Here is a 26,991-nt window from a genome sequence, read left to right on the forward strand (position 1 = left end):
GCGCATTCTGCAGGCATACCCCTAGGCACCTCGCCTATTTTTTAAGCAACCCACGTTTTCCGCCCCACGCTCACCAAGGAAACGCGCGTTCCGGGTGCGTTGCGCTGGAAATTCCATCACACCCCATTCCAACGGTTAAAACCCAAGGAGGGGACTATGAACGGCGCAGATACTGCCTGGATCATCGTAGCAACAGCACTGGTGCTGTTCATGTCACTGCCAGGACTGGCGCTTTTCTATGGCGGCCTTGTACGTGCACGCAACGTGCTGAGCGTCTTCATGCATGTCTATGCCATCGCCTGTTTGATGAGCATCCTGTGGCTGGCCTTTGGGTATACGATCGCATTTGGCGACGCCTCGCATGGTTGGTTCGGCTCGTTGGACAAGGCGTTCTTGTCGGGCGTCACCGCCGACAGCCTGTCTGGTACCCTGCCCGAGGTTCTGTTCTTTGCCTTCCAAATGACGTTTGCCATCATCACACCCGCGCTGATCGTCGGCGCATATGTTGAACGCGTAGGCTTTGGCTTCGTCCTGACGTTTTCCTCGCTGTGGATGCTTCTGTGCTATGCGCCCGTGGTCCATTGGATCTGGGGTGGCGGCGCACTGGCCGATGGCGGCATCTTTGGCGAGATCGGCACACGCGACTTCGCAGGCGGCATCGTGGTTCACGAAACCGCAGGCATCGCAGCCCTGATGATCGCCGTGGCCCTTGGCCCGCGCAAGCATCGCACCACCCCGCCCCACGCGCCGTGGATGGTCTTTGTAGGTGCGGGCATGCTGTGGGTCGGCTGGTTCGGCTTCAACGGTGGCTCGCAACTGGCCGCTGACGGTGGCGCGGCCATGGCCATCACGGTCACTCATATCTCGGCAGCCACGGCATCGCTGAGCTGGGCGCTCTATGAACGCATAAAATACGGTAAAGCTAGCCTTGTTGGCCTCGTCACTGGCACCATTGCAGGTCTGGCCTCGATCACACCAGCATCTGGTTTCGTCGGACCCATCGCGGCCCTGATCATCGGCGCCGTTGCAGGTGTCCTGTGCCAAGAAGCCGTGAACTTTATCCGCAACAAGCTGAATATCGATGACACGCTGGACGTCTTCGCAGTGCACGGCGTCGGCGGTATCTTCGGTACGATCATGATCGCGGTCTTCGGACAGGGCAGCTTTGTGGCGCAGTTCGGCGCGTTGATCATTGTCGGCATCTTCACTTTCGTTGTCACATATGTGCTGATCAAACTGACCGCCGCCATCACGCCCCTGCGCGTGGATCTGGAAAGCGAAGTCAATGGGCTGGACCTGTCGGCCCATGGCGAACGCGCCTACGACATCACCTCATAGAACGCCCACTCACGGCACTGGAAAAGGCGAAGGCACATGCTTTCGCCTTTTTCTTTTGTGGTGCAGACCGTCGCCCCAGCCACGATCCCTTGAAAGCCTCGGCGCAAGTGCCCATAAGATTGTGAAGAACAATGGAGTTTTCGATGGAAGTGGGTTTGGACACAGGATTTTGGATCAGCTGCGCGGCGATTGCGGCGCTTTTGGTGCTGTCGGCCTTCTTCTCGGGTTCGGAAACTGCACTGACGGCGGCGTCACGCGGCAAGCTACGCTCGCGGGCTGACAAGGGTGACCGAGGTGCCGATCGGGCCCTGAACATCACCGAGGACAATGAACGTCTGATTGGCTCGGTCCTTTTGGGCAACAACCTTGTGAACATCTTGGCGACCTCATTGGCCACTGCGATGTTCACACGCCTGTTCGGCGACAGCGGTGTGGCGCTGGCCACTCTGGTCATGACACTTCTGGTCCTGATCTTCGCCGAGGTGCTTCCCAAGACCTATGCCATTACCCGCCCTGAGATGGCGGCCTCGCGCGCGTCGGGGCCGATTGCTCTGATCATCCTTGTCTTCGCTCCTATCGTGTCAGCCGTTCGGATGATCACCCGCGGCGTCCTGCGCCTGTTTGGTGTGGAAACCGATCCGGACAGCCAGATCCTTGCCGTGCGTGAAGAAATCATGGGCGCGATTGCGCTGGGCCACTCGGAAGGCGCCGTTGAAAAAGAAGACCGTGACCGTCTGCTGGGTGCGCTGGACCTTGGTGATCGTGTTGTTGAAGAGATCATGCTTCACCGCAGCCAGATCGAGATGATCGACGCCGACGCGCCCGCAGTCGAAGTGCTGGAGCAAATCCTCGAGTCGCGTCACACCCGCCTGCCCGTCTATCGTGACGAACCCGAGAACATCATCGGTGTCATCCACGCCAAAGATCTGTCGCGCTCGATGTATGTGTTCCAGCGTGAAGGCAAAGTGATCGAGGAATTTGACGTCCTTCAGGTGGCGATGGAACCTTATTTCATCCCCGAAACCACCACGTTGGACGACCAGATGCGCGAGTTTCTGAAGCGCCACACGCATTTTGCGCTGGTGGTGGATGAATATGGTTCGCTTGAAGGGTTGATCACGCTGGAAGACATTCTGGAAGAAATCGTGGGCGAAATCACAGACGAGTTCGACGTCCAGACCGAACACGAAATCAAGTCGCAAAGCGATGGCAGTTTCATGGTGGAAGGCGGCGTGACGATCCGCGATTTGAACCGCGCGAAAGATTGGAACCTGCCAGACGAGGAAGCCAACACAATCGCCGGGTTGGTAATTCACGAAGCGCAAATGATCCCCAACGAGGGTCAGGTGTTCAGCTTCCATAGCTTCCGGTTCGAGGTCGTCAAACGCGACGGAAACCGGATCGAGCAGCTGAAAATTCGGCCGCTCTGATCCTGATTTTACTCAAGGGGCGGTCAACGCCCTTTGAACAGCGATCCCAGAATGCCGCGCACGATCCGTTTGCCTGTGGTGCCTTTCAGCTCTTTCAGCACGACATCAGTCACGGCTTTGCCAAACCCGCCAGAGGATGACTTGCTGCGCGAGGTCGAGCGTCCGACTTTACTTCCTGAATAGCGCCGGCCCGCACGGTATTCCCGTTCGGCGACACTTTCGGCTTCTTCCTCAAGACGTTCAGCCTCTTCTGCTTCTTTCGCAGCTTCAACGGCCCGTTTGGTCAGCACCTCATAGGCGCTTTCGCGATCCTTCAGCGTTTCGTATTTCCCCGCGATCGGCGAGGCGTCGATCAGCGCCTTGCGTTCGCTGATTTCAATCGGACCAAGCTGCGAAGACGGCGGCCGGATCAACGTGCGCTCGACCACTCCGGGCGCGCCTTTAGATTCCAGGAACGAGGTCACCGCTTCACCCACGCCGACCTCTCGGATGGCGTCTTCAGTCGAGAACCGCGGATTGTCGCGATAGGTTTCCGCCGCCTGCTTCAGCGCACGACGGTCTTTAGCCGTGAAGGCGCGCAAAGCGTGCTGCACACGGTTGCCTAGTTGCCCCAGAATGTCCTCGGGAACATCTGCCGGGTTTTGGGTGACGAAATAGACGCCCACACCTTTTGACCGGATTAGGCGGGCCACTTGCTCTACCTTGTCCACCAGCGCCTTGGGGGCGTCATCAAACAGCAGATGCGCTTCATCAAAGAAGAAGACCAGCTTGGGTTTGTCGGGGTCGCCCACCTCGGGCAGTTCTTCGAACAGTTCTGACAACAGCCACAGCAGGAAGGTCGCATAAAGACGCGGTGCGCCCATCAGCTTGTCCGAGGCAAGGATCGAGATTCGTCCGCGCCCATCTGTGTCCGTACGCATAATGTCAGACAGCTCCAACGCTGGCTCACCAAAGAGTTTATGTCCACCTTGGTTCTCAAGCACCAAAAGCGCGCGCTGGATGGCCCCGACGGATGAGGTCGAGACATTGCCATAGCGCAACGACATGTCCTTGGCATTTTCACCCACCCAGACCAGAAGCGCCTGAAGGTCTTTCAGGTCCAGAAGCCCAAGCCCCTGTTCGTCCGCCACGCGGAAGGCAATGTTCAGAACCCCTTCCTGCGCGTCGGTCAGCTCTAATAGACGCGACAGCAGAAGCGGCCCCATCTCGGACACGGTGGTGCGGATCGGGTGACCCTGATCGCCATAAAGATCCCAGAAAGTGACCGGGAAAGCATTATAGGTATAGTCGTCAAAACCGATCTTTTCGGCACGCGAGGTAAAGGCATCGTGCAGTTTGAACCCTGCATCACCCGCCTTGGCCAGCCCCGACAAGTCGCCTTTCACATCCGACAGGAAGACCGGAACACCTTGTGCGGCAAAGCTTTCGGCCATGATTTGTAGTGTGACGGTTTTCCCAGTCCCCGTAGCGCCAGCGACCAGTCCATGACGGTTGGCATATTTCAGCAACAGCCCCTGTTTCTCGCCGTATTCTTCGCCGCCGCCACCAATGAAAATCGTACCGTCCACTTGCCTGTCTCCTGCCCATAAAATCATTCTTGTCTGCGACAATACTAAATTAACCACCACAGGCCATACTGTAATCATTCCCATTGACCTTTGGGGTCTGGGAAGACTTCCTCCCTGTCAGACTGCCGCGCCTTCGGGCGCGGTTTTTTTATCATGTTCAATACCTTGCACGGATTTTCATCGGGCTAAGATCGGTGACGCAAAAAGTCTCGATTATGTCGAATACACGTCACTTTCTAACTTGACCGCTTCTTTCAAGTGACATAGCGTCGCCAACAATAAGCCGGTCAGTCCGGCAGGGAGAGAAATTCGAAGGGGACCCGTGATCGCGGGTCCCTTTCTTTTTGTGCTGAAATATGGCGCTTTTCTGCCAGTCTGAATCCGTCTTATCCCCTTGCATCGGCGGTCCACCGCCACCGATTGTAATCCCCCCTTATTTCCCGTCATTCTGGTGCATTTTCACCTGACACTTTCGCGGCACCATGTTATTCCATCCCCAACAAAAAATTGATTTCGAAACAAGGAAAGATCATGAAAATCGAGCTGATCAGATCCCTCTCACTTGTCGCAGCGCTTTCGTTGGGCACTGCTGCCATGGCTCAGAACAATTCGGAAGCAACCACAGAAGACGCTCCGGCAACCCAGCCAGCCGTTGATCTGGGTGAACCCGTTGATGGCACCCGCCAACCGGGACAGACCTATGTTGAAAAGGTCACCGGAGACTGGGAACGCAAATGCATCACGCTTCCTGAAGGCCAGGGCGAAGACCCCTGCCAGATGTACCAGCTTCTGAAAGATGACACCGGAAACGCCGTTGCCGAGATCTCGCTGGGCAAACTGCCCGAGGGTAGTCAGGCCGTGGCTGGGGCGACTGTCGTTGCGCCGCTGGAAACGCTGTTGACCCAACAGCTGACCATCTCTGTCGATGGTGCGCAGGGCCGTCGCTATCCGTTCCGTTTCTGCACCCAATTGGGCTGTGTGGCCAATATCGGCTTCACCGCAGACGAGATTGCGGGTTTCAAAGCCGGCGCAAAGGCCACGGTGTCGATTGTTCCAGCAGCTGCTCCTGATCAGCGCGTCAACCTGACCATGTCCTTGTCCGGCTTTACAGCGTCCTATGACGAGCTGACAGCACCGGTTCCGCGGGCTGCACCTGAAGCGCAGTAAGAAACAGATCACAAAAAATTAGAACGCCGCCCATTTCAGGCGGCGTTTTTTGTTGGCGAAGACGTATTTCTTTCGACCCGTCAGGTAGCCCGCAAGGCCAGAACGGCATTCAAGCCGCCGAACGCAAAAGCGTTGGAAAGAACCGCATCAACCTTCACATCGCGGGCGACATTCGGCACCACGTCAAGCGCGCATTCCGGATCTGGCTCCTCATAGCCAATCGTGGGGGCAATCACACCTTCCCGCAGCGCCATGATACAGGCCAAAAGCTCGACTGCTCCGGTGCCGCCAATCAAATGCCCATGCATGGATTTGGTTGAAGAGATCATCAGCTCGTCCGCATGATGGCCAAACGCATCTGCCACAGCCGAGCATTCCGTCTTGTCATTGGCCGCTGTGCCGGTGCCATGTGCATTGATATAGGCGACGTCTTCCGGATTCATGCGGGCGTCCTTCATGGCACCTGCAATCGCACGCGATGCGCCTTGCTTGGATGGCATCACGATATCAGCCGCGTCCGAGGTCATTGCAAAGCCCACCACCTCGGCCAGGATCTCGGCGCCCCGGGCACGCGCATGCTCAAATTCTTCGAATACAAAAACCGCAGCGCCTTCACCCTGCACCATCCCGTTGCGATTGGCCGAGAACGGTCGGCAGGCGTCTTTGGACATAACCCGCAAGCCTTCCCAGGCCTTGATCCCACCAAAGCACAGCATCGCCTCGGATCCGCCAGTGATCATCACATCCGCCATGCCTGACCGGATCATCTGCATCGCCTGCCCCATCGCGTGGTTGGAACTGGCGCATGCCGTCGCCACGGTGAAACTTGGCCCCTTCAGGTTCCATTCCATCGACACATGACTGGCTGCTGCGTTGTTCATCAATTTGGGAACAACAAAGGGGTGCACCCGGTTTTTGCCGTCCTCATAGACCGAGCGATAATTCTCATCCAGCGTGTTCATTCCCCCGCCAGAAGTGCCAAGGACCACGCCAGAGCGCGTCGCAAGCTCGCCCGAGAAGGTCAGACCTGACTGGCTAATCGCCTCGCGTGCGGCAATCAGGGTGAACTGTGTGAAGCGATCATAAAGCGCGATCTGCTGGCGGTTGAACGTCTCTTCCGGTTCATAGCCCTTGACCTGTGCACCGATGCGAATGGACAGGCGTTCGACATCCTGAAACTCAAGATCCGAGATCCCACAGCGCCCCTCGCGCATCGCTTCGAGCGTTTCCGGGACATTACGGCCAAGCGCATTGATCGTGCCTTGGCCGGTGATGACAATACGTTTCATGGCTGTCAGGCGGCTTGATCCGCGACCAGACCTTCGACCGCACGAATGATGGCAGCGACCGACGAGATGTCAAAATCGCTCTTTGAGGGTTCGTTGGCGTTGAACGGCACTGAAATGTCAAAGGCTTCTTCGATGGCGAAGATGCTTTCAACAAGGCCAAGGCTGTCGATGCCGAGATCTTCCAAGGATTGATCTAGGCTGACGTCGCCCGGCTCCAAAATGGCCTGTTCGGCGATGATGGCGATGACGCGGTCCTGAATGCTTTCAGACATATGGTCCCCTTTCGCGGTGGCGAATTTCTAGCCCTTGTCCACTAGTTTTGTAACTGTTTTTTGAAGCTCACGAAGAGTATCGGCCAAACGCGGCAGACGGCGTAATTCGCGCCGAATAGCCATTTCCGTCTCGATCTTCACGGCCGGACTTCCCAGTACCGCGCGCCCGGCAGGAACGTTGGTATAGATATTGGTGCCCCCGCCAGCGATTACGTCATCTCCGATGAAGATGTTGTCGCTTACGCCGACCTTGCCACCCAGCACGACGCGGTTGCCGATTTTGGCAGACCCCGACACGCCCACGTTGCCACACATCATCACATCTTCGCCTACCTCGGCGTTGTGGCCAACTTGAACCTGACAGTCGATCTTGGTGCCGCGTCCGATCCGTGTGGCGCGGATGGTGCCGCGGTCAATGGTCGAGCCTGCGCCAAGTTCCACATCATCTCCGATTTCGACCCCGCCCAGCGAATGGACGCGTGCCCAATGGGCGCTGCCTTCCACCGAAACAGCAGTTTCACCTTCGGCCATGCCTCCACGCAGGCTTTCGACAGCGCTTTCCTTGTCCAGCGTGACAAAGGAGAACCCGTCGCCGCCAACAACCGAGTTGGACTGACCTGTATAGCGATTTCCGATAGAGCAGAGATGTGCAATGCGTGCCCCGGGATGCAGGATCAGATCGTCGCCGATCACAGATCCATAGCCAATCGAGGCATGCGCCCCAATCTGTGCATTCGCGCCGATTTTCACATCCGCCCCAATCACAGCAAGAGGACCAATGCGGGCACCTTCTCCGACCTCGGCGCTGTCTTCAACAACGGCAGAAGGGTGAATGCCCGGCGCGATTCCCAAGCCCGGATCCAGCGCACGGGTCAAAATCGGCATCGCCGTCTTGCCGCGCGTCATACAGATCGCACCATCCAGACCAAGCGCTTTCCAATCAGCCCCGTCCCACAACAAGGCCGCACGTGCCTTACCTTCGGCGATACCGTCCGCATATTTCGGGTCCATCGCCAACGCCAATTGGTCTGCGCGGGCGTCCTGCGGTTCAGCTGCCCCGGACAAAGCGATACTGCCATCGCCTTGGAATTCAGCCCCCAGCGCGGCGGCAATCTCGGAAAGGGTGAAAGTCATTCAACGCTCCTTTAAAGGTGCCGGGCTTCTGCGCCCGATCACCACACTAAAGGATTTAACCATCCACGGCGTGAAGTGCTACCCCAGCATTTTGCAAAGCGGCCCAAACTTTCGCATCGCGCCCATAAATATCGCGGCGATAGTTCACACGTCCCTTCGCAGGTGCCACGGCTGTACGATAGACGATATGAACCGGCACGTGCTTTTCCAGATCAATCCGCGTTTCGCGTCTTGTCTCCAGCGCATTGTGGAAAGTCGCTTTGGGATTGCTGCTTTGCTTTGCCAAAAGCGCATAGGCAAAATCAAACGGATCGCTCAGCCGGATACATCCATGGCTGAAGGCACGCACTTCGCGCGCGAACAGGTTTTTGGAAGGCGTATCGTGCAGATAGATGTTGTATTTGTTGGGGAACATAAACTTCACCAGCCCCAAAGCATTGCGCGATGACGGCGGCTGCTTAATCGCAAAGGGGAAGCTACGCGCGGTGAACTTGGTGAAATCCACTGCCCCCCGGTTGACCACACGGCCTCGGCTATCGATCAACTTCAGATGACTGACCGCATTGGGATTGTTCTTGAGCATCGGAAGATACTCTTTCGTGGCGATCGAACGAGGAACATTCCAGGTGGGATTAATCACCATATGCTCCATCACATCCGAAAACTCTGGGCTGCGGCGGTCCGAGACATTCTTGCCAATGACCGAGCGTGTTCGGAACGTAACGCTGCCCCTATCCACAATCTTGGCGGTGAAATCAGTGAGGTTCACCCAAACGTGGCGCTCTCCACGTTCGAAATTGGTCCAGCGCTCTCGTTCCATCGCGACTAGGATCGAAGCCAGACGTTTTTCTGGCGTGACATTGATCTCGGCAATGGTGCCAGCCCCTGCGACACCGTCATCGGTCAGGCCGTGATCGGCTTGAAACTGCTGCACAGCTTTTTGGATCGACGCATCATAGCTGCGGCTGGCCGAACGGCTGAGATATCCCATGCGGACCAAGCGATTCCGCAGGGCAATCACAGCGTCGCCCGACTGACCCGGCTTCAGCTTCTTCGCAGCAACGGTCTTGCCCCAGCCGCCATGCTGGATGGCGTTTTCCAAACGCAACTTCTCGCGCATGAGGCGGCCATATTCGGCATTCTTCGGCGGCAGGGATTTCAGATATCCAGCAGGTGAGGAAGATGCAAAACCCGAAAGAACATCGGTGCCGTCCTTGCGATTGATCTTACGGACGATCCCACTGTCAATTTTGCTCGGCGTCAGAATGCCCGAACTCACGCCTTGCGCGTAGTCGACCAACAACGTCGACAACTCGACCTCAAGCGCACCCAAGTCGCGCACTGAGGTTACGTTCGCCATACGCATTTTAAGATCGCCAAGGTCAACGGTCGGAAGTCCGTGATCACCTGCCTTGGACAGCGCAGTAAGAAGCGCTTTTCGACGGGACAGATCCTCGGCCGAATTACCTGTCCAGATTGGTTGATAGCCATTTGCACGATAGAATGCAGCAACTTCACCTTCGCGCGCTGCAGCCTCGGCGACCGATTGGGCAAAAGCCGAAACAGTGCTTTGAGCCGTCGCTGGAACGGGTGATGAAATACTAAGAGCAGCGGCCCCGACAGCAGCAAATGCAAAAGTCAGAAATGGCGACCGTACGCGCTTGGGTAATTTATTCGTCATGTCATGTCCGAAATGAATGGGATCGTGCTGAGAATGAGTATTCCAACATCTCGTTACGGCTGTCTATTCACAATAAGGAAAACTGGGGCAGGTTTTACGCAAAGCGCATTAACTGTATCCGGAATACCTTACCACAACCGCGCCAAGTGCTGCGCCAGCGCCACGATTAACCCGCGCTTTGTGATTTTCAGCAAATTTCTGCCGATTTTTCTTGAACCCGTTAAGGGACTGAAAACTCTACTTGGCGCACGATTCGAGTTGTGCCATAAGGAGGCACGTCTGGGGAATAGGTAAACGCATCACCCCGATTTGACCACAGAGTCAGGCGGGTATGGTGACAGGCAAGCGACGGGACACGCTACGACAATGACCTACGGGACTTCTAACGGCTTGAAATCGGGCATCACTCGGCGCGGGCTACTTGGGGCTTTTGCAGCTACCGCTGTAACCTCAGCCCCCATGTATGCCAATGCAGCTGGATTTTTGCGTGGCGGTGGCGATGTACGCCGTCTGGCCATGTATTCAGGACGCACCGGCGAAACCATCAACATGATTTATTGGGTCGAAGGCAAATACATCAAAGATGCCTTGAAAGAGATCAACCATTTCATGCGTGACTGGCGTACGGACACCTCGATCAAGATCGACACCCGCAACATCGACATCATGGCTGCTGCCCATGGTCTAATGGATGTACGTGAACCCTACACCATGTTGTCTGGTTATCGTTCGCCCAAAACCAACGCAATGTTGCGTTCACGTTCGCGCGGCGTCGCCAAGAATTCGCTTCACATGAAAGGTCAGGCCGCAGACTTGCGTCTGAAATCCCGTTCGGTGAACCAGATCTTCAAAGCTGCGGTTGCCTGTAACGGTGGCGGTGTTGGAAAATACTCCGGCTCGAACTTTGTGCATATGGATTGCGGCGTGGTTCGCACTTGGGGTCGCTGATCCGACAACATGATACGATGCAGTCAAAAGCGCCCTCGGGCGCTTTTTTGTTGTGACGCAGTCTGTTGACCCGCCTGCCCAGCTTTGGCATCTAACCCTGAACGACAAATGAGGCGATGATGAAACCTTTCCTGATCTTGCAACTGCGCCCTGAAACCGACGCCTCGGATGACGAATTTCAGGCGTTTCTGTCCAAAGGTGGGCTAAGCGCGGATCAGGTGCATCGTATCCGACTGGATCAGGAACGCATTCCCGACACCTTGGATCTGACCGCCTATTCGGGTGTCATTGTCGGCGGCGGACCGGGCTGCGTTTCAGACGCGCCAGACAAGAAATCCGCAATCGAGGCCAAGATCGAAGCAGAGTGCCTGTCGCTCATGCCCGAAATCACCACCCGCGACATCCCGTTTCTGGGTTGCTGCTATGGTATCGGTATCTTGGGCCATCACCTTAAACCGGGCGCGATCTCAAAAGATCAATTCGGAGAGCCCGTCAGCGCAAGCCCCTGCCGCTTGACCGACGAAGGACGCGACGATCCACTGCTGAAGGGCATCCCTGACGCGTTTGAGGCCTTCGTAGGTCATAAGGAAGCAATGCAACAGCTGCCCGAGGGCTGCACGCAGTTGGTGACATCCGCCCCCTGCCCGTTTCAGATGATCCGCTTTGGCCAGAACGTCTATGCCACCCAGTTCCACCCAGAAGCCGACGCACATGGGTTTGAAACCCGGATCGGGATTTACAAACACCACGGCTATTTCCCGCCGGAAGAAGCGGAAGCGCTGGTCGACATGGTCCACGCAGCAAACGTTCACGCACCCGCCCAGATCTTGCGGAATTTCGTGGATCGGTATCGGGACAGCTAAGCCCATACAAGGGCAGATGCTACAGATATAGTTAGGAAAATGGCGCACCCGAGAGGATTCGAACCTCTGGCCTCTGCCTTCGGAGGGCAGCGCTCTATCCAGCTGAGCTACGGGTGCTTAAGGCGGGGATATAGGCCATCGCCCTGCCCCCCGCAACATGAAACCGCGGCATTTCAGAGCGGTACAAAAGAAAAGGACCGCCAAACTGGCAGCCCTTCCCAAAATCTGTATCTCGACGATTAATGCTTGGTATTTCGTTGTAAGACCTCAGCGCCAATTTCTTACTGAGGCAATTCTCTACCCAGATAGTTTGAGATTTCGGCGATACTTCCGTCTGCTCCGGTCACTTTATAGCCATCATTGACCAAGTAACCCACATACCACCTATTATAGAAAAACGGAAAGACAATTCCGGCGAGACCATAACTTATGAGAGTAACGATGAAGATCACTATCGCACCAACCCAATGACCTCGAAATAGAGCAGGGAAAGGGCCAAAAAACAAAGTTGTCCAAGAAAATCCAATCGGAGCATCGCGCAAACGACCATTGTGTGGGTTCTTAAAATAGAGCTTTCCTTTGCCTGTTTGGGTAACTGCTGCCCAAACTATGGCTCCAACTACGAATAGTAAGACCAAACCAGGTAAGCCAATATTATTTAACATAATCAATCCCTTTCCGCTCTAAAGTGACAATCTATAGTTTATCACTCCAGACAAGGCACTACCATATGCTGACGGCGCTATCCGAAGGCTAATTTCCCACATTCCAATAAAAAAAGGGCTCGCAAAATGCGAACCCTTTGATTTTTGTAGTACCGTCGCTCGGGCGATTAACGCTTCGAGAACTGGAACGAACGACGTGCTTTGCGGCGGCCGAACTTCTTACGTTCAACAACACGCGAGTCACGGGTCAGGAAGCCAGCAGCTTTCAGTGCGCCACGCAGCGAGGGTTCGTAAAGCTGCAGAGCTTTCGAAATCCCGTGCTTAACGGCACCAGCTTGGCCCGACAGACCGCCGCCTTTAACGGTGGCAACCACGTCGAATTCGCCTTCAACACCAGCAACCTGTGCGGGCTGACGTACGATCAGCTGCAGCACGGGGCGTGCGAAGTATTTGTCCATGTCCTTGCCGTTCACGGTGACCTTGCCGGAACCCGGCTTGATCCACACACGAGCAACAGCGTCTTTACGCTTGCCGGTGGCATAGGAACGTCCCAGCTCGTCACGGACGGGCTCACGGGGGGCAGCAACCTCAACAACAGCTTCGGTGCCTTCTGCGACGGCGTTCAGCTCGTCCAGCGATTTGATCTCTTCAGTCATGATCAGCCCTCACGTGTGTTTTTGGGGTTCATCGACTTGACGTCCAGCACTTCGGGGCTCTGGGCCTCGTGGGGGTGCTCGGCGCCGGCGTAGATGCGCAGGTTGGTCATCTGCTGACGGCTCAGTTTGCCGCCCGGCAGCATACGCTGCACAGCTTTGGTCAGCAGGCGCTCGGGGTGGTCACCCTCGAGGATCTGGCCAGCAGTGCGCGACTTGATGCCGCCCGGATAACCGGTGTGCCAGTAGTGCACTTTGTCGGTGCGCTTCTTGCCGGTCATTTGTACTTTGTCCGCATTGATCACGATGACGTTGTCACCCATGTCCATATGCGGCGTGAACGAGGCTTTATGCTTGCCACGAAGACGCGTTGCGATGATCGATGCAAGACGGCCCAGTACAACGCCTTCGGCGTCGATGATGATCCACTTTTTCTCGATATCTGCAGGCGTTGCAGAGAAGGTTTTCATTGATTCAGCCCTGATTGGGTTTCGGATGGTGTGGTTCTAGTGATTTTGCAGGGCGGGTCAAGCACAGACTTTCCGCTTTTAGTGTGCAAAAACAACACATTACAAATATGGTATTATTTTACCCCACACCACACACCGAATTCAGACCTATTCCGGTACGCAAATCTCGCCCCGCAGCATCGCTTTTCCGGTACGCCAGATCAGACCAGCGACCACCAATACCAACACAACTAGCAAAATGAAGCCAATGTTGTGATGTGTACGCGAGCCGTCCAACTGGGCAAACCGGAACGAGGCGATAGACAACGCCGCGATCGGGAAGCTCAACGCCCACCAGCTAAGCGCAAAGGGAAGTTTTGCCAAACGCGGCACCTGAGCAACCACGAGCGCTGCAAAGATATAGCCCGAGTAGATCAGCAACCTGGCGACACCGTCCACCTCGCCTGTCATGCTGACATAGGCCAGAAACGCGACCGAGGGTGGGGCGATCAGAATGACCATGGTCGGAAACAGCCGCGCCACAATAGGATCGTGAAAAATCAACCGGTTCATTACCAGCGTCAGAAGCACGATCCAGAAAATCATTCCGCCGGAAAAGAACAGCCAAGAGGTTTCGATATATCCGATACGGGCACCCAGCACCGGAACAATGACGTTACCCACTGCTGGAATGAACCACGCAGGCGTCAGATGACCCACCTGAAAGGACCGGTGGCTGATCCAGCCAGAGATTACCGCGATGGTCAGCACGCCCTGCCCCGCAACGCCCAAAAGCCACACATACTCGGCCAGTGTTGGATTGTACGGGAACACCGCCGTCGCCAGCAAAAGAAGCGAGATCGAGATCGTCGGGAAAAAGGCTAGCTTGACGGGATGGTGCCACTCCTCGGCCACGGCAGCGGGATGACGCAACGCCTTCGCGACATAGATCAGGGCAATCGCGATCATCACCGCGGCGCCAATCAGCAGCATCAGCGACGACGCAGCCTCGAGCATCGGCATCGCCGGAGCGCCCGCATGCAACGCCAATGTCAGCCCCATCAACCCCATCACGATCGCAAAGAATGTGACAGGAAAATGCGCCAGACGGCTGAACTCTTCCGGGGGCATGTTCGGATCAGGGGCTTGGGTCGTGTCAGACATGGGCGTTAAAAACCTCGCGCGACATATTGCAATATCCTAATGTGGTGCGCCTTTCGCCTGCCCGGGTCAAGCCCGTTCCGGCGGGATCGAGTAGGTCAAACTGGCGCGGGCCACCGGGCGGTCATGACCCTCGGAATAGATCAGCACATCGCCGACGGCCAATACCTTCCCCAGCTTATGGATGGTCGCATGTGCCAAAAGATCCGCGCCGGACGCCGGTTTGCGCATGAAATCTATCGAGCAATTGGTGGTGACGGCCAGCGCTTTGGGTCCGATCATCGCCAGCACAGCCAGATAAATCGCCACATCCGCCAAGGCGAACATACTGGGGCCGGAGACTGTGCCACCGGGGCGCAAATGCTTGTCGCTGATGCGTTTGCGGATGATGGCGCGCATCGGCGCGACCTCGGCTACTTCGAAGTCATCCGCGACCTGAGGGAACTCGGCCTGCAGGAAGGCCTGCAATTCACGTTGCGTCATTTTCAATTGCATGGTTTCCCCTTCGGTTGCTCCCGCCTATCGTGTGACGCAAACCAAGGGAGAACAAGATGGCAGACCCAATTCTGATCCGCGAGGACGCAGCGTCAGTTGCGAGGTTGACGTTGAACAACCCCGGAGCGCTGAACGCGCTGTCGGATGCGATGCTGGCCGCACTAAAATCCGAGCTCGAGGCACTGGCCAATGACAGCTCGATCCGGGCGATTGTGATCGCGGGTGCGGGCAAGGTGTTCTGCGCCGGTCACGACCTGAAGGAAATGACCGCGGGCCGTGCCGCCGAGGATGGAGGTCACGCCTATTTCAACGACCTGTTCACCCGCTGTGCCGAAGTAATGACCCTGATCCCCCGCCTACCCCAACCCGTCATCGCCGAGATCCACGGTATCGCCACCGCCGCTGGCTGCCAGCTGGCTGCGACATGCGATATGGCCGTTGCTGCGGAAGGCACACGCTTTGGCGTGAATGGGGTGAATATCGGGTTGTTCTGTTCGACTCCGATGGTCGCCCTGACCCGCAATGTGCCGCGCAAAGTCGCGTTCGAGATGCTGACCACGGGCGAGTTCATTGACGCCACCCGTGCACGCGAGGTCGGATTGGTTAACCGCGTGGTTCCGCATGATGACTTGCGCGCGGCAACGGACGAACTGGCTGCAACGGTGGCCTCGAAACTGGGGGCCGCTGTGAAGATCGGCAAGTCCGCTTTCTACGATCAAGCCCTGATGGATCTGGAAGAGGCCTATGCCTTCACTGGCGGCGTAATGGCAGAGAACATGATGCTGCGCGATACCGCCGAGGGCATTCAGGCCTTCATCGAAAAGCGCAAGCCTGAGTGGTCTCAGAACGAAGACGCTTAGGGCTGAAACGTCATCACCGTCACATCGCGCCCATCAAACTGCGCGATGTGGCCGGGTGGCAGACTGATCCAATCATCTTCGTCCCGATCCAACGGTTCGGACACGACAGCCCACCCTTGCCGGCTGTCTGACCAGCGATAATAGACAGATGGCGCATACTGATCCGACGCGCACCGCGCGGCCCAAAGGGATGTTCCGTCTGACAAAGCCGCCGACAGGCGCAGATGCGGTGTGGTGCCTAAGCGGCGCGACAAGTCCAGCAAGGCACGCGTGGCGCGCTCAAGCGCCTGTGGTACGCTCGCGCCCGCTTCAATCGCCTCGATGGTCAGAAGAAACAGCACTTCGCTGTCCGTGGCTCCCTGCCGCTTTCCATAAAGCGCATCTGGGATCAGCATGTCCGCCTGTTTGCGGAACCCCTCGAACCCGCCAATCTGGCCGTTATGCATGAAGCTCCACTGCTTATATGCAAACGGATGACAATTGTTGCGGCTGGTGGCCGATCCCGTCGAGGCGCGCACATGGGCCAAAAACAGCCGCGATTTCACCTGATGGGCCAACGCCCGCAGGTTCGGATCAGACCACGCGGGCAACACATCCCTGTACAGCCCAGGTTCGGCGCGATGGTCATACCACGCCACCCCGAACCCATCAGCGTTGATGGCGGTTTTTGCCTCTTCCGCTTCCTGACTTTGCTGGATCAGCGAATGGCCGGGCTGGACCACGACCTCTTCCATAAAAATCGGTGCACCCAGATAGGCGGCCCAACGGCACATACTGCCCCCTTGCTTTCCAGTCTTACCCTTCGGGCTTACTGGCCGCGATTATGGGTCTTGGCATAAAGCCGCGCGATGATCCCGCTGGCAGTTTTCTCGAATGCAGATGGAATCACTGCGTGGATCACTGCTGCACCAGCAGCTACGAACAACCAGAATGAAAAACCGGCCGCAAATCGAGCGTGTTCCAAATAGGTTTCATCTACTGAATTCGGGTGGTCAAGAAATACCTTGCTGATCATCGCGCTTCTCCGTGAGTGTGTATGAAAAGAATGCTCCACAATCACGTAGATTTTTTCCCAAACTATCGAAGCATTAGTTGAATATTGAGATATTTTCCCTCTAGATACCTAATATGCAAGATATTGACACATTAGATCGCAAAATCCTGGGCGCCCTACAACAAAATGCAGATCAAAGTCTGGAGGAACTGGGCGAGCGGGTCGGCTTGTCACGCAACGCCTGTTGGCGGCGCGTTCGGAACCTTCAGGAAACCGGGATCATTCGCAAACGCGTCGCCCTGTTGGATCCTCAGAAGCTGGGGCTTGGCCTGTCCGTTTTCATTCAGGTCCGCACGTCGAACCATGATGCAGACTGGCTGGAAAAATTCTCGCGGGCGGTCAAGCTGATGCCCGAGATCCTCGGCGCCTATCGCATGACCGGCGATCTGGATTACCTGATCCACGCGCGCGTGAACGATGTGAAAGACTATGACGCGCTATACCAACGCCTGATCGAGAAGGTCGACCTCAGCGATGTCTCAGCCAGCTTCGTGATGGAAGAGCTAAAGGAAACGACAGAACTGTCGCTTTAAGACCTGACAGTTTGAACAGCGCGGCCTAGAACGGTCCAGAAATCGAAAGCCGAGCCATGCCTTATCTGATCCTGATCCTTGCTGTCATCGCCGAGACCATCGGCACTACCGCCCTGCAGGCCAGCCAGCAGTTCACGCGGCTTGGACCGTCACTGACGGTCGTCGTGGCCTATGCGATCAGCTTCTTCCTGTTGGGCTGGGCGTTGAAATACATGGCAGTCGGGGTCGCCTATGCAATCTGGTCGGGACTTGGGATCGTTTTGATTGCCGCCATTGGATACGCGCTTTTTGGTCAGAAACTGGACCTGCCTGCCCTTCTTGGCCTATCGATGATCCTTGGCGGCATCCTGATCATTCACCTGTTTTCAAACTCGGCTCAGCACTGAACGGGTGAAATACCCCGAATTAGCGCATTTCTACTGGCAATCGCTCCATAACCGGGCTATGCGCGCCCTAACTTATCCCTTTTTCATTCGAAGGTGGCCCTTATGGACCTGCGCAATATTGCGATCATCGCACACGTTGACCACGGCAAAACAACCCTTGTTGACGAGCTTCTGAAACAATCCGGTGCGTTCCGGGAAAACCAGGCCGTTGCCGAACGCGCTATGGACAATGACGCCATCGAACGCGAGCGTGGCATCACGATTTTCGCCAAACCGACCTCGGTTGAATGGAAAGGCACACGCATCAACATCGTTGACACCCCGGGCCACGCCGATTTCGGTGGCGAGGTTGAGCGGATCCTGTCGATGGTGGATGGCGTTGTCCTGCTGGTGGATGCCGCTGAAGGCCCGATGCCTCAAACTAAGTTCGTAACCTCGAAAGCGCTGGCACTGGGCCTGCGCCCGATCGTGGTTCTGAACAAAGTGGACAAGCCCGACGCAGAACCCGATCGCGCGCTGGACGAATGCTTTGACCTGTTTGCCAGCCTTGAAGCCACCGAAGACCAACTCGATTTCCCGCACATGTATGCGTCGGGCCGTTCGGGCTGGGCTGATCACGAGCTTGATGGACCGCGCGCAGACCTTCACGCGTTGTTTGACCTGATCGTCAACCACGTCCCCGCCCCGAAGCAAATCGCGCATCAGGGCGAAGACTTCCGTATGCTGGCCACCACATTGGGATCGGACCCGTTCGTTGGTCGTATCCTGACAGGTCGCGTTGAAAGCGGCACGCTGAAAGTCGGTGCTACCGTTCAGGCCCTCAGCCGTATCGGCCAAAAGATCGAACAATTCCGCGTCACCAAGATCCGCGCATTCCGCGGGCTGGAAGAGGCCGACATCGACGAAGCGCAGGCCGGCGACATCGTGTCGATTGCGGGCATGTCAAAAGCTACGGTGGCTGACACGATCTGTGCATTGGCGGTTGATACTCCCCTGGACGCCCAGCCGATCGATCCGCCAACCATCACCGTGACCTTCGGGATCAATGACAGCCCGTTGGCCGGCCGTGACGGCAAGAAAGTTCAGTCGCGCGTCATCCGTGACCGTCTGATGAAAGAGGCGGAATCGAACGTCGCCATCAAGATCGAAGACACCCCCGGCGGTGAGGCCTTTGAGGTTTCTGGCCGTGGCGAACTCCAGATGGGTGTTCTGATCGAGAACATGCGCCGCGAAGGGTTCGAACTGTCGATCTCGCGCCCGCAGGTGATCATGAAAGAAGAAAACGGTGTCCGCATGGAGCCCGTCGAAGAAGCCACAATCGACGTGGATGACGAATACTCCGGCGCCGTGATCGAAAAGCTGACCGGTGCGCGCAAAGGCGAACTGGTCGAAATGAAACCCGCTGGTGCTGGCAAAACGCGTATCATCGCGCATGTGCCTTCGCGCGGTTTGATTGGTTATCATGGCGAGTTTCTGACCGACACACGCGGCACCGGTGTGCTGAACCGTGTGTTCCACGGCTGGACCGAACACAAAGGCTCCATCCCAGGTCGTCGCGCAGGTGTTCTGATCTCGATGGAGAACGGACAATCGGTGGCATTCGCACTGTGGAACCTTGAAGATCGCGGCAAGATGTTCATCAGCTCTCAGGTTGATGTATATCAAGGCATGATCATCGGAGAACATAGCCGTGAAAACGACCTCGAGGTGAACCCGCTGAAAGGTAAGAAACTGACCAACGTACGTGCATCGGGAACCGACGAAGCGGTACGCCTGACCACGCCGGTTACGCTCTCGTTGGAAGAGGCAATTGCCTACATCAACGACGACGAACTGGTCGAAGTGACGCCCGAAAACGTGCGCCTGCGCAAACGCTATCTGGATCCGCACGAGCGCAAACGCCAAGCGCGCGCAGCACAGTAACGTGTTTCACATTTGAGAATAATTAAGGGGCCGAAAGGCCCCTTTTTCTTTTATATCAGTATGTTAGATGGGCTTATTCATCTATCTCTACAATCAGCAACTCACGCTCGGACGCGTTACGCGCATGGCTTAGCGCTTCTTGATATTCGGGCGAATGATAGCAAGCCTCAGCTGCCTCCACGCTTTCAAACTTGGCGACCACGTTGCGCGGGCGGTCCTTTCCCTCAAGCTGAACATAGCGTCCGCCACGGGCGATAAACTTGCCGCCATGCTTCGCAACGGCGGGTCCGGCCAACTTGGCGTATTTACCATAGGCATCTTCATCCGTGACGGTGACGTGAGCAATCCAAAGGGCGGGCATGGGCAGTTCTCCAGTATAAAAAAGGCCGCGTATCGAACAAACGATACGCGGCCTTAATACGTTTGGAAAGAGCGACTTAGCCCGCGATGGTGGCTTCTGCTGCTGCGATGGCTTCAGCGGATTTCGATGCGTCCGCACCGCCACCCTGCGCCAGTTCGGGACGGCCACCGCCACCCTTACCGCCCAATTCAGGCACAGCAGCCTTCACCAGATCGACAGCCGACAGCTTGTCAGTCAGGTCCGCGGTCACGCCCGCAGCCACAGCCACCTTGCCGTCATTGTCCGAGATGATCAGCACCGCACCGGATCCCAGTACATCTTTCTGTTCATTCACAAGCGCTTGCAGGTCTTTCCCCCCAACGCCAGCAATCGACATCGCCAGGAATTTCACACCGTTGATATCTTTGGCTTCTGCACCTGCACCAGCGGCTTTGGCCAACTCGCGTTTCAGCGCAGAGATTTCGTTTTGCAGAGCCTTGCGTTCGTCCATCAAGCCCTTCACGCGATCTACAACCTGTTCAGGCTTGGCTTTCAGCATGCCCTGAAGTTCCGACCCGCGCGCGGCTTCGGCTTCGATATGGGCCACAGCGGCCTTTCCAGTTAGCGCTTCAATCCGGCGAATACCAGCGGCCGATGCGCCTTCCGACAGGATCACGCAGATGCCAATGTCACCCGTTTGCTTCACATGGGTACCGCCACAGAGTTCAATCGAGTAGGTGTCCCCGCTCGCACCCTTGCCAGTTGCTGCATGACCCATCGAAACCACGCGAACTTCGTCGCCGTATTTCTCGCCAAACAGTGCCTGCGCGCCGATGTCACGCGCATCATCAGGCGTCATGATCCGGGTCTCGACAGGTGTGTTCTGACGGATATAGGTGTTCACTTCGCGGGCGATGTTGCTCAGCTCCTGCGGGCTGACGGCCTTGTTGTGACTGAAGTCAAAGCGCAGGCGATCGGGCGCGTTCAACGACCCGCGCTGCGCCACATGCTCGCCCAACTCGTTGCGCAGTGCTTCGTGCAGCAGGTGCGTTGCCGAGTGGTTGGCACGAATGGACGTCCGGCGCAGGTGATCCACGGCCAGTTCCGCGCCCTGTCCCGTAGAGATCTCGCCCTCATCGACCTTTGCAACGTGAATAAACACATCCGCAACTTTTTTGGTGTCGGTTACATGGACCGAACCGCTTTCGGTACGGATCAAACCCTTGTCACCCACTTGACCGCCGCTTTCGGCATAGAACGGTGTCTGGTTCACTACGATCTGCACGTCTTCGCCAGCCTTCACGCTGTCGACGGGTTTACCGTCCTGCAGCAGTGCCAGAACCTGTCCTTCGGCGTGTTCGGTGTCATAACCAAGGAATTCGGTCACACCGTGTTCTTCCGCCAGATCGAACCAAATTGTGGCGTCCGCTGCCTCGCCCGAACCGGACCACGCCGCACGTGCACGCGCTTTCTGTTCTTCCATGGCAGCGTCGAAACCGGGCTGGTCCACGCCCAGACCCTTTTCGCGCAGCGCGTCCTGCGTCAGGTCCAGTGGGAAGCCATAGGTGTCGTAAAGCTTGAACGCGGTTTCGCCGGGAAGGTCTGCACCTACAGCAAGGCTGGACACTTCATCATCCAGCAGCTTCAAGCCGCGATCCAGCGTCTTCTTGAACCGAGTTTCCTCGTTCAGAAGCGTCTCTTCGATCATTGCCTGACCGCGATTAAGCTCAGGATAGGCCTGTCCCATTTGGGCTACAAGCTCGGGCACCAGACGGTGCATGACCGGATCTTTGGCGCCCAACAGATGCGCGTGACGCATAGCGCGGCGCATGATGCGACGAAGGACATAGCCACGGCCTTCGTTGGACGGCATCACGCCATCCGCAATCAGGAACGAGGTCGAACGCAGGTGATCAGCGATCACGCGGTGATGCACGTTCTTGTCGCCAAAGGGGTCGACGCCGGTCGCATGGGCCGAAGCTTCGATCAACGCCTTGAACAGGTCTGTGTCATAGTTGTCATGGCTGCCCTGAAGCAACGCACCGATGCGTTCCAGTCCCATACCGGTGTCGATGGACTGCATGTCCAGATCAATCATCGAGCCGTCTTCAAACTGCTCGTTTTGCATAAACACGATGTTCCAGATCTCGATGAAGCGGTCGCCGTCTTCTTCCGGGCTTCCGGGAGGGCCACCCCAGATGTGCTCGCCGTGGTCATAGAAGATCTCGGTGCACGGGCCGCAAGGACCGGTCGGCCCCATCTGCCAGAAGTTATCCGAGGTCGCGATGCGGATGATCCGCTCTTCCGGTACGCCAAGCTTCTTCCAGATATCAAATGCTTCGTCATCCGTGTGATACACGGTGACGTAGAGCCTTTCTTTCGGAATGCCGAATTCCTTGGTGATCAGGTTCCAAGCGAAAGGAATGGCTTCTGACTTGAAATAGTCGCCAAAGCTGAAGTTCCCCAGCATCTCAAAGAACGTGTGGTGACGCGCCGTGTAGCCCACGTTGTCCAGATCGTTGTGCTTGCCGCCCGCCCGTACGCATTTCTGCGCGGTGGTGGCACGTACATAGTCGCGCTTCTCGACCCCGGTGAAGAGGTTCTTGAACTGCACCATGCCCGAGTTCACGAACATCAGCGTCGGGTCATTTCGCGGCACCAGCGGAGAGCTGTCCACGATCGTGTGCCCTTCGCGTTCAAAATAGTTCAGAAAGGTCGAACGGATATCGTTGAGGCTGGCCATTTTGTCTCGTCTCTTATGCGCTGTCGGTTTCATTTACCCCTGTGTGGGCGTGCTGTCCACAGCGTGTGGGCCATCAGGCGGTTACAAAGAAAAAAGGACCGGCCGAGGCCAGTCCTTTGATCAAATTATCAGATGATTTTACGCTTCAAGCAGCCCGTCATCATCCTTGTCTTTTTCATGCTCTGGCATTTCGAAATCCAGACCGTGCGCTGCGCGGATCTTGTCCTCGATCTCTAGCGCTGTGCGATTGTGTTCGCGCAGGTAATTCTTGGCGTTCTCACGCCCCTGCCCGATCCGCTCATCGCCATAACTGAACCACGCACCAGATTTCTCGACCACGCCAGCCTTGACGCCAAGGTCCAGAAGTTCGCCCATTTTCGAGATGCCTTCGCCATACATGATGTCGAATTCGACCTGTTTGAACGGCGGAGCCACTTTGTTTTTCACAACTTTCACGCGGGTTGCGTTGCCGACGACCTCGTCGCGGTCCTTGATCGCGCCAATACGGCGAATATCCAGTCGCACCGAGCTGTAGAACTTCAGTGCGTTACCGCCGGTCGTGGTCTCAGGGCTACCAAACATCACGCCGATCTTCATGCGGATCTGGTTGATAAAGATCACCATGCAGTTGGAACGCGAAATGGAGCCGGTCAGTTTGCGCATCGCTTGGCTCATCAAGCGGGCCTGAACGCCCACATTGCTGTCGCCCATATCGCCTTCCAGCTCGGATTTTGGTGTCAGTGCAGCAACCGAGTCGACGACAACCATGTTCACCGCGCCCGAGCGTACCAGCGTATCCACGATCTCAAGCGCCTGTTCACCTGTATCGGGCTGCGAAATCAGCAGCTCGTCCAGATCCACGCCCAGCTTCTTGGCATATAGCGGGTCCAGAGCGTGTTCCGCGTCAACGAAGGCACAGACGCCGCCCTTTTTCTGTTCTTCCGCGACACAATGCAGTGTCAGCGTTGTCTTGCCCGAGCTCTCCGGGCCATAGATTTCAACGATCCGGCCCTTGGGCAGGCCGCCAATCCCCAGCGCGATATCCAGCCCCAGAGACCCTGTCGAAGTTGATTCAATTTCGGCAACCGGATTGTCCGCGCCAAGTTTCATGATCGAGCCTTTACCGAACTGACGTTCGATCTGGGCCAGAGCGCTGTCGAGCGCCTTTTGCTTGTCGCTATCTTTTTTCATCTGGAAAATATCCGCTGTTGCCATATCTCGCCCTCACTTATTCCACACCCGCCTGCACTCGGCAATCGCTGGATTGTTCTTGCCTTGTTCTTGTTTTCTGTATGAGTACAAATTAAGAACATTTCAAGTAAAGTTTTTCTAGAACTCAAGATAGGCCTCAAAGGTAACCAAGTTATTAACCTTAGTTTTCCGTCTGTGATTGTTCTTCCAGAAAGCACTCTTTTGCATTCCTTATCATAGCCTTAAGCAGACTTGTGGAGTTACAATGTGACCTGAAAGTGTGCTTTTTTCTTCAGTGCATTTGTTCGTTCACGGTCGCTGTCAACTCTGTCAGTGAGAACGGTTTGGGCAAAAAAACGGAATTCGGAATCCGAGCCTGATGGTCCGCCACCGAATCCTCGGCATAACCCGATACGAAAACCACCTTTACGTCGGGCCGGTCTTCAAGCGCCTTTGCTACCCAAGTTGGACCATCCATTCCTGGCATAATCACGTCGGTGACAAACACATCCACTTTTAACGCTGTGTCGTCCAAAACACTCAAGGCTTGCTCGGCACAATCTGCTTCCAGAACAGTAAAGCCACGCATCCTGAGCGCACGTGATGCAAATGCGCGGACCGGCGCTTCATCCTCGACCAACAAGACAACGCCACCTGTCTCATTGTCCTGCGGATCAGCCACCTCGGACGCAACCTGTGACACCTCAGTGACCTTGTGTTCCGATGTCTGACAGTGCGGGGGAAGAGACGCCTCTCCATCTCTGTTCTCTGCACAGTACATGGATGCCATATCTTCAGGGACCGAGCCCAAAGCGGGTTGCGATCCGTCGGTCTCGGGGTCGTAGGCTGTCTGACCGGACACCTCTGCATCTCGCGCATCTTCAGGGAAATCAGCTTCACGACTAGCCGGGAAGTACAAAGTGAATGTCGTGCCCTGCCCTGGCAGGGAGTCGACAAAAATATACCCTCCCATCTGCTTCACAATGCCATAGGCCATGGACAGACCAAGACCCGTACCTTTGCCTGCCATCTTCGTGGTGAAGAAGGGCTCGAATATCTTACCGATCTTATCCGCCGGAATTCCGGTTCCCTGATCAACCACACGAATGGCTACGTACTCACCGGCAGGAACACTGGCGCGATCCCGCTGCAGAGCGCTTTCCAAAATAACATTGCGCGTTTCGACCCGGATCGTCCCCCCGTCCTGCATCGCATCGCGTGCATTCACAACGAGGTTCATAATCACCTGATCCAGCTGCCTACGATCTGCGCGAACGGGCAATAGAGCGGCGTCGTGATCTAGCTGAAGCAAGATCTTTTCACCTACCAAGCGATTCAAAAGATGGGTCAGGTCCGAAAGGGACTCGGTCAACAGAAGCTTCTCGGGCCGCAACGTCTGTTTGCGCGAAAACGCCAAAAGCTGCCGAACCAGAGCCGCGGCTCGATTGGCGTTCTGGACGATCTGAGACAGATCCGAGTAGGCCGGATCCTGTTCGTCTCGCCCCAACAAAAGAAGGTCGCAATGACCAGAGATAGCGGTCAGCAAGTTGTTGAAATCATGGGCTACGCCCCCTGCAAGCTGACCAATTGCTTCCATTTTTTGGCTTTGGACAAACTGTGCTTCCAAAGACTTCAGCTCGGTCGCATCCTGAAGAACTGCTACCAGCGCAGTTCCCTTTCCTTCGCTGATCTGTGCCAGCGATATCTGGATGAAGACATCTTCGTCCTCGCGAGTGGCCCGCACAATCTCGGATCGCCCAAGATGCCGCCCCGCATGCGCCTCGCGCAGCCATTCAGAAACTGGGCGTCCAAGCCCTTCGACCTGATCCGCCATCAAGGACCCGATTGCGTCGCCGTCACCCAACAGATCGCGGGCGCGACGGTTGGCCATGGTAATGCGCCCGGTAACATCAAGCTTCAAAAGAGGCACTGGCAGGCCGTCGATAAATGCCCATTCCTCGCTCGTCAGTTCTGGGGCAGAACTTGGTGGAAGCAAGTAAAGCTCGCGCCGTCCAGCAGTTGTAGGAAGCTCGCACACCAAAGCTGGAACCGGCCCGTCACGGCCCGAAACCTGCATAATGGTGCCCGGCTGAATGGGAAGTTCGGTGAATACTCGATCCAGAGTGGTTTCGCGTCCGCCCAATAGGTTACGAGCGGCTTCGTTCATAAACAGAACGGTACCGGTTTTGGACACGGTCATCATCGGCAGACTGATGTTTTCCCCCATACGCGCGCCGGCGAATTGGCTGGAATGCTGCTCTAACCTCCAAAGATACCCATTGTCCTGAACAAGATGGACGCGGATCCGCAGATGCCCACACTTTGTGTGAAGTTCTTCGCTTGCATATCCTTTGGCCTGCGCGCGCCCTTGCAGCTGATATAGGACCGAGGCAGGAGCTGCGAATAAATCGGCAAGATGCGTCGACAAAACACCACCAGCGCGTTCCCCCAAAAACTGTACCGCTGCCGCGTTCCGATAAATCACGTCCCCGTCCTCACCCGTTAGAAAGGCGGCTGTGTTGTCATGCGCGACCAATCCCGACATGACGTTTATCAGCCGATCCCGGTGAAGGCTTTTCAGAATTGCGACACCGCGAACGATTACGGCCAAACATACAAAGGACAATCCAGTCACAATCAAGCTCAGGCCGAGCATAGGAGCTTCTACGAACCACGATGCACCTAGAAACGCGGCACCAATCACCATCAAAGCAAGCGTTCTGGGCGCAAGTCGCAATGCGACAAGAGCAAACGGGTGCGACGTAAAGGCAGATGTCTGCACGATAGTTCCTTCTTTCAATCGCCCTCTTTTCTGAAAGAAGAGGGTTAATGCCCGATTAATGAAGGA

25 protein-coding genes and 1 tRNA gene are annotated in these 26,991 nt (G+C 56.3%); 9 read left to right on the top strand and 17 right to left on the bottom strand.

What is annotated here, in order from left to right; genetic code table 11:
- Nucleotides 1-156 precede the first annotated feature (156 nt).
- On the top strand, nucleotides 157-1,338 hold the full coding sequence (locus tag ALP8811_RS06995) for an ammonium transporter (RefSeq protein WP_108856416.1): 1,182 nt from the start codon (nucleotides 157-159) through the stop codon (nucleotides 1,336-1,338).
- Between the two features lie 143 nt (nucleotides 1,339-1,481).
- Complete coding sequence (locus ALP8811_RS07000) at nucleotides 1,482-2,768, top strand: HlyC/CorC family transporter (protein WP_370738887.1); 1,287 nt, start codon at nucleotides 1,482-1,484, stop codon at nucleotides 2,766-2,768.
- 23 nt (nucleotides 2,769-2,791) lie between these two features.
- Here ALP8811_RS07000 and ALP8811_RS07005 read toward each other — a convergent pair whose 3' ends face one another.
- A complete protein-coding gene (locus ALP8811_RS07005) occupies nucleotides 2,792-4,336 on the bottom strand; it encodes a helicase HerA-like domain-containing protein (protein WP_108856418.1) in 1,545 nt (514 codons plus the stop codon).
- A gap of 531 nt (nucleotides 4,337-4,867) precedes the next feature.
- Here ALP8811_RS07005 and ALP8811_RS07010 point away from each other — a divergent pair.
- A complete protein-coding gene (locus ALP8811_RS07010; RefSeq protein ID WP_108856419.1) occupies nucleotides 4,868-5,503 on the top strand; it encodes an invasion associated locus B family protein in 636 nt (211 codons plus the stop codon).
- An 80-nt stretch (nucleotides 5,504-5,583) separates the two neighbouring features.
- On the opposite strand, the gene ALP8811_RS07015 is transcribed toward ALP8811_RS07010, so the two are convergent.
- From ALP8811_RS07015 to ALP8811_RS07030, 4 genes are read right to left on the bottom strand one after another with little or no spacing between them, the layout of a single operon-like run.
- A complete protein-coding gene (locus ALP8811_RS07015; protein ID WP_108856420.1) occupies nucleotides 5,584-6,792 on the bottom strand; it encodes a beta-ketoacyl-[acyl-carrier-protein] synthase family protein in 1,209 nt (402 codons plus the stop codon).
- Nucleotides 6,793-6,797: 5 nt separating this feature from the next.
- The gene (locus ALP8811_RS07020; RefSeq protein ID WP_108856421.1) at nucleotides 6,798-7,064 is read right to left on the bottom strand and encodes an acyl carrier protein; all 267 of its coding nucleotides are present in this window, start codon (nucleotides 7,062-7,064) and stop codon (nucleotides 6,798-6,800) included.
- 27 nt (nucleotides 7,065-7,091) lie between these two features.
- Entirely contained in the window at nucleotides 7,092-8,198 is a 1,107-nt protein-coding gene (locus ALP8811_RS07025; protein ID WP_108856422.1) for a UDP-3-O-(3-hydroxymyristoyl)glucosamine N-acyltransferase, read from the bottom strand.
- A 55-nt stretch (nucleotides 8,199-8,253) separates the two neighbouring features.
- Nucleotides 8,254-9,879 (bottom strand): L,D-transpeptidase family protein, encoded by a 1,626-nt coding sequence (locus ALP8811_RS07030; protein WP_108856423.1) that lies wholly within the window; start codon nucleotides 9,877-9,879, stop codon nucleotides 8,254-8,256.
- 366 nt (nucleotides 9,880-10,245) lie between these two features.
- Between ALP8811_RS07030 and mepK the strand changes: the two genes are divergently transcribed.
- Together mepK and ALP8811_RS07040 are read left to right on the top strand one after the other, a co-directional pair.
- Nucleotides 10,246-10,827 carry a peptidoglycan L,D-endopeptidase MepK gene (mepK, locus tag ALP8811_RS07035; protein ID WP_108856424.1) on the top strand — a complete coding sequence of 194 codons (582 nt, stop codon included), beginning with the start codon at nucleotides 10,246-10,248 and terminating at the stop codon, nucleotides 10,825-10,827.
- A gap of 119 nt (nucleotides 10,828-10,946) precedes the next feature.
- Nucleotides 10,947-11,690 (top strand): glutamine amidotransferase, encoded by a 744-nt coding sequence (locus ALP8811_RS07040; RefSeq protein WP_108856425.1) that lies wholly within the window; start codon nucleotides 10,947-10,949, stop codon nucleotides 11,688-11,690.
- A gap of 40 nt (nucleotides 11,691-11,730) precedes the next feature.
- Here the strand turns inward: ALP8811_RS07040 and ALP8811_RS07045 are convergent.
- The 6 genes from ALP8811_RS07045 to ALP8811_RS07070 all read right to left on the bottom strand — a co-directional run bounded on the left by ALP8811_RS07045 (nucleotide 11,731) and on the right by ALP8811_RS07070 (nucleotide 15,113).
- Nucleotides 11,731-11,807, bottom strand: a tRNA-Arg gene (locus tag ALP8811_RS07045).
- Between the two features lie 164 nt (nucleotides 11,808-11,971).
- Nucleotides 11,972-12,355: a hypothetical protein gene (locus tag ALP8811_RS07050; protein ID WP_108856426.1), complete on the bottom strand. Its 384-nt coding sequence runs from the start codon at nucleotides 12,353-12,355 to the stop codon at nucleotides 11,972-11,974.
- 167 nt (nucleotides 12,356-12,522) lie between these two features.
- The gene (gene rpsI, locus ALP8811_RS07055; protein ID WP_108856427.1) at nucleotides 12,523-13,011 is read right to left on the bottom strand and encodes a 30S ribosomal protein S9; all 489 of its coding nucleotides are present in this window, start codon (nucleotides 13,009-13,011) and stop codon (nucleotides 12,523-12,525) included.
- 2 nt (nucleotides 13,012-13,013) lie between these two features.
- Nucleotides 13,014-13,478, bottom strand: coding sequence for a 50S ribosomal protein L13 (rplM, locus tag ALP8811_RS07060; RefSeq protein ID WP_108856428.1), 465 nt, complete (start codon nucleotides 13,476-13,478; stop codon nucleotides 13,014-13,016).
- A gap of 147 nt (nucleotides 13,479-13,625) precedes the next feature.
- Nucleotides 13,626-14,621, bottom strand: coding sequence for an SLAC1 anion channel family protein (locus ALP8811_RS07065; protein ID WP_245924591.1), 996 nt, complete (start codon nucleotides 14,619-14,621; stop codon nucleotides 13,626-13,628).
- Between the two features lie 66 nt (nucleotides 14,622-14,687).
- Nucleotides 14,688-15,113 (bottom strand): PaaI family thioesterase, encoded by a 426-nt coding sequence (locus ALP8811_RS07070; protein ID WP_108856429.1) that lies wholly within the window; start codon nucleotides 15,111-15,113, stop codon nucleotides 14,688-14,690.
- Nucleotides 15,114-15,169: 56 nt separating this feature from the next.
- On the opposite strand from ALP8811_RS07070, the gene ALP8811_RS07075 reads away from it, so the two are divergent.
- Nucleotides 15,170-15,973, top strand: coding sequence for an enoyl-CoA hydratase (locus ALP8811_RS07075; RefSeq protein WP_108856430.1), 804 nt, complete (start codon nucleotides 15,170-15,172; stop codon nucleotides 15,971-15,973).
- Here ALP8811_RS07075 and ALP8811_RS07080 read toward each other — a convergent pair.
- On the bottom strand, nucleotides 15,970-16,746 hold the full coding sequence (locus tag ALP8811_RS07080) for a class II glutamine amidotransferase (protein ID WP_108856431.1): 777 nt from the start codon (nucleotides 16,744-16,746) through the stop codon (nucleotides 15,970-15,972). The genes ALP8811_RS07075 and ALP8811_RS07080 overlap by 4 nt on opposite strands.
- A gap of 35 nt (nucleotides 16,747-16,781) precedes the next feature.
- Nucleotides 16,782-16,988, bottom strand: coding sequence for a DUF6356 family protein (locus tag ALP8811_RS07085; RefSeq protein ID WP_108856432.1), 207 nt, complete (start codon nucleotides 16,986-16,988; stop codon nucleotides 16,782-16,784).
- Between the two features lie 113 nt (nucleotides 16,989-17,101).
- Between ALP8811_RS07085 and ALP8811_RS07090 the strand changes: the two genes are divergently transcribed.
- The 3 genes from ALP8811_RS07090 (at nucleotide 17,102) to typA (ending at nucleotide 19,869) form a co-directional block, all read left to right on the top strand.
- Nucleotides 17,102-17,560 carry an Lrp/AsnC family transcriptional regulator gene (locus ALP8811_RS07090; protein ID WP_108856433.1) on the top strand — a complete coding sequence of 153 codons (459 nt, stop codon included), beginning with the start codon at nucleotides 17,102-17,104 and terminating at the stop codon, nucleotides 17,558-17,560.
- A 56-nt stretch (nucleotides 17,561-17,616) separates the two neighbouring features.
- Nucleotides 17,617-17,946 carry a DMT family transporter gene (locus ALP8811_RS07095; RefSeq protein ID WP_108856434.1) on the top strand — a complete coding sequence of 110 codons (330 nt, stop codon included), beginning with the start codon at nucleotides 17,617-17,619 and terminating at the stop codon, nucleotides 17,944-17,946.
- A gap of 102 nt (nucleotides 17,947-18,048) precedes the next feature.
- A complete protein-coding gene (typA, locus tag ALP8811_RS07100) occupies nucleotides 18,049-19,869 on the top strand; it encodes a translational GTPase TypA (protein WP_108856435.1) in 1,821 nt (606 codons plus the stop codon).
- Nucleotides 19,870-19,942: 73 nt separating this feature from the next.
- On the opposite strand, the gene ALP8811_RS07105 is transcribed toward typA, so the two are convergent.
- The 4 genes from ALP8811_RS07105 to ALP8811_RS07120 all read right to left on the bottom strand — a co-directional run bounded on the left by ALP8811_RS07105 (nucleotide 19,943) and on the right by ALP8811_RS07120 (nucleotide 26,850).
- A complete protein-coding gene (locus tag ALP8811_RS07105) occupies nucleotides 19,943-20,230 on the bottom strand; it encodes a DUF1330 domain-containing protein (protein WP_108856436.1) in 288 nt (95 codons plus the stop codon).
- A gap of 76 nt (nucleotides 20,231-20,306) precedes the next feature.
- Complete coding sequence (gene alaS / locus ALP8811_RS07110) at nucleotides 20,307-22,952, bottom strand: alanine--tRNA ligase (protein ID WP_108856437.1); 2,646 nt, start codon at nucleotides 22,950-22,952, stop codon at nucleotides 20,307-20,309.
- Between the two features lie 138 nt (nucleotides 22,953-23,090).
- Nucleotides 23,091-24,167, bottom strand: a complete 1,077-nt coding sequence (gene recA, locus ALP8811_RS07115; RefSeq protein WP_108856438.1) for a recombinase RecA — start codon at nucleotides 24,165-24,167, stop codon at nucleotides 23,091-23,093.
- A gap of 268 nt (nucleotides 24,168-24,435) precedes the next feature.
- On the bottom strand, nucleotides 24,436-26,850 hold the full coding sequence (locus ALP8811_RS07120; protein WP_370738902.1) for an ATP-binding protein: 2,415 nt from the start codon (nucleotides 26,848-26,850) through the stop codon (nucleotides 24,436-24,438).
- Nucleotides 26,851-26,991 lie beyond the last annotated feature (141 nt).

Source organism: Aliiroseovarius pelagivivens, assembly GCF_900302485.1.
Taxonomy (GTDB): domain Bacteria; phylum Pseudomonadota; class Alphaproteobacteria; order Rhodobacterales; family Rhodobacteraceae; genus Aliiroseovarius; species Aliiroseovarius pelagivivens.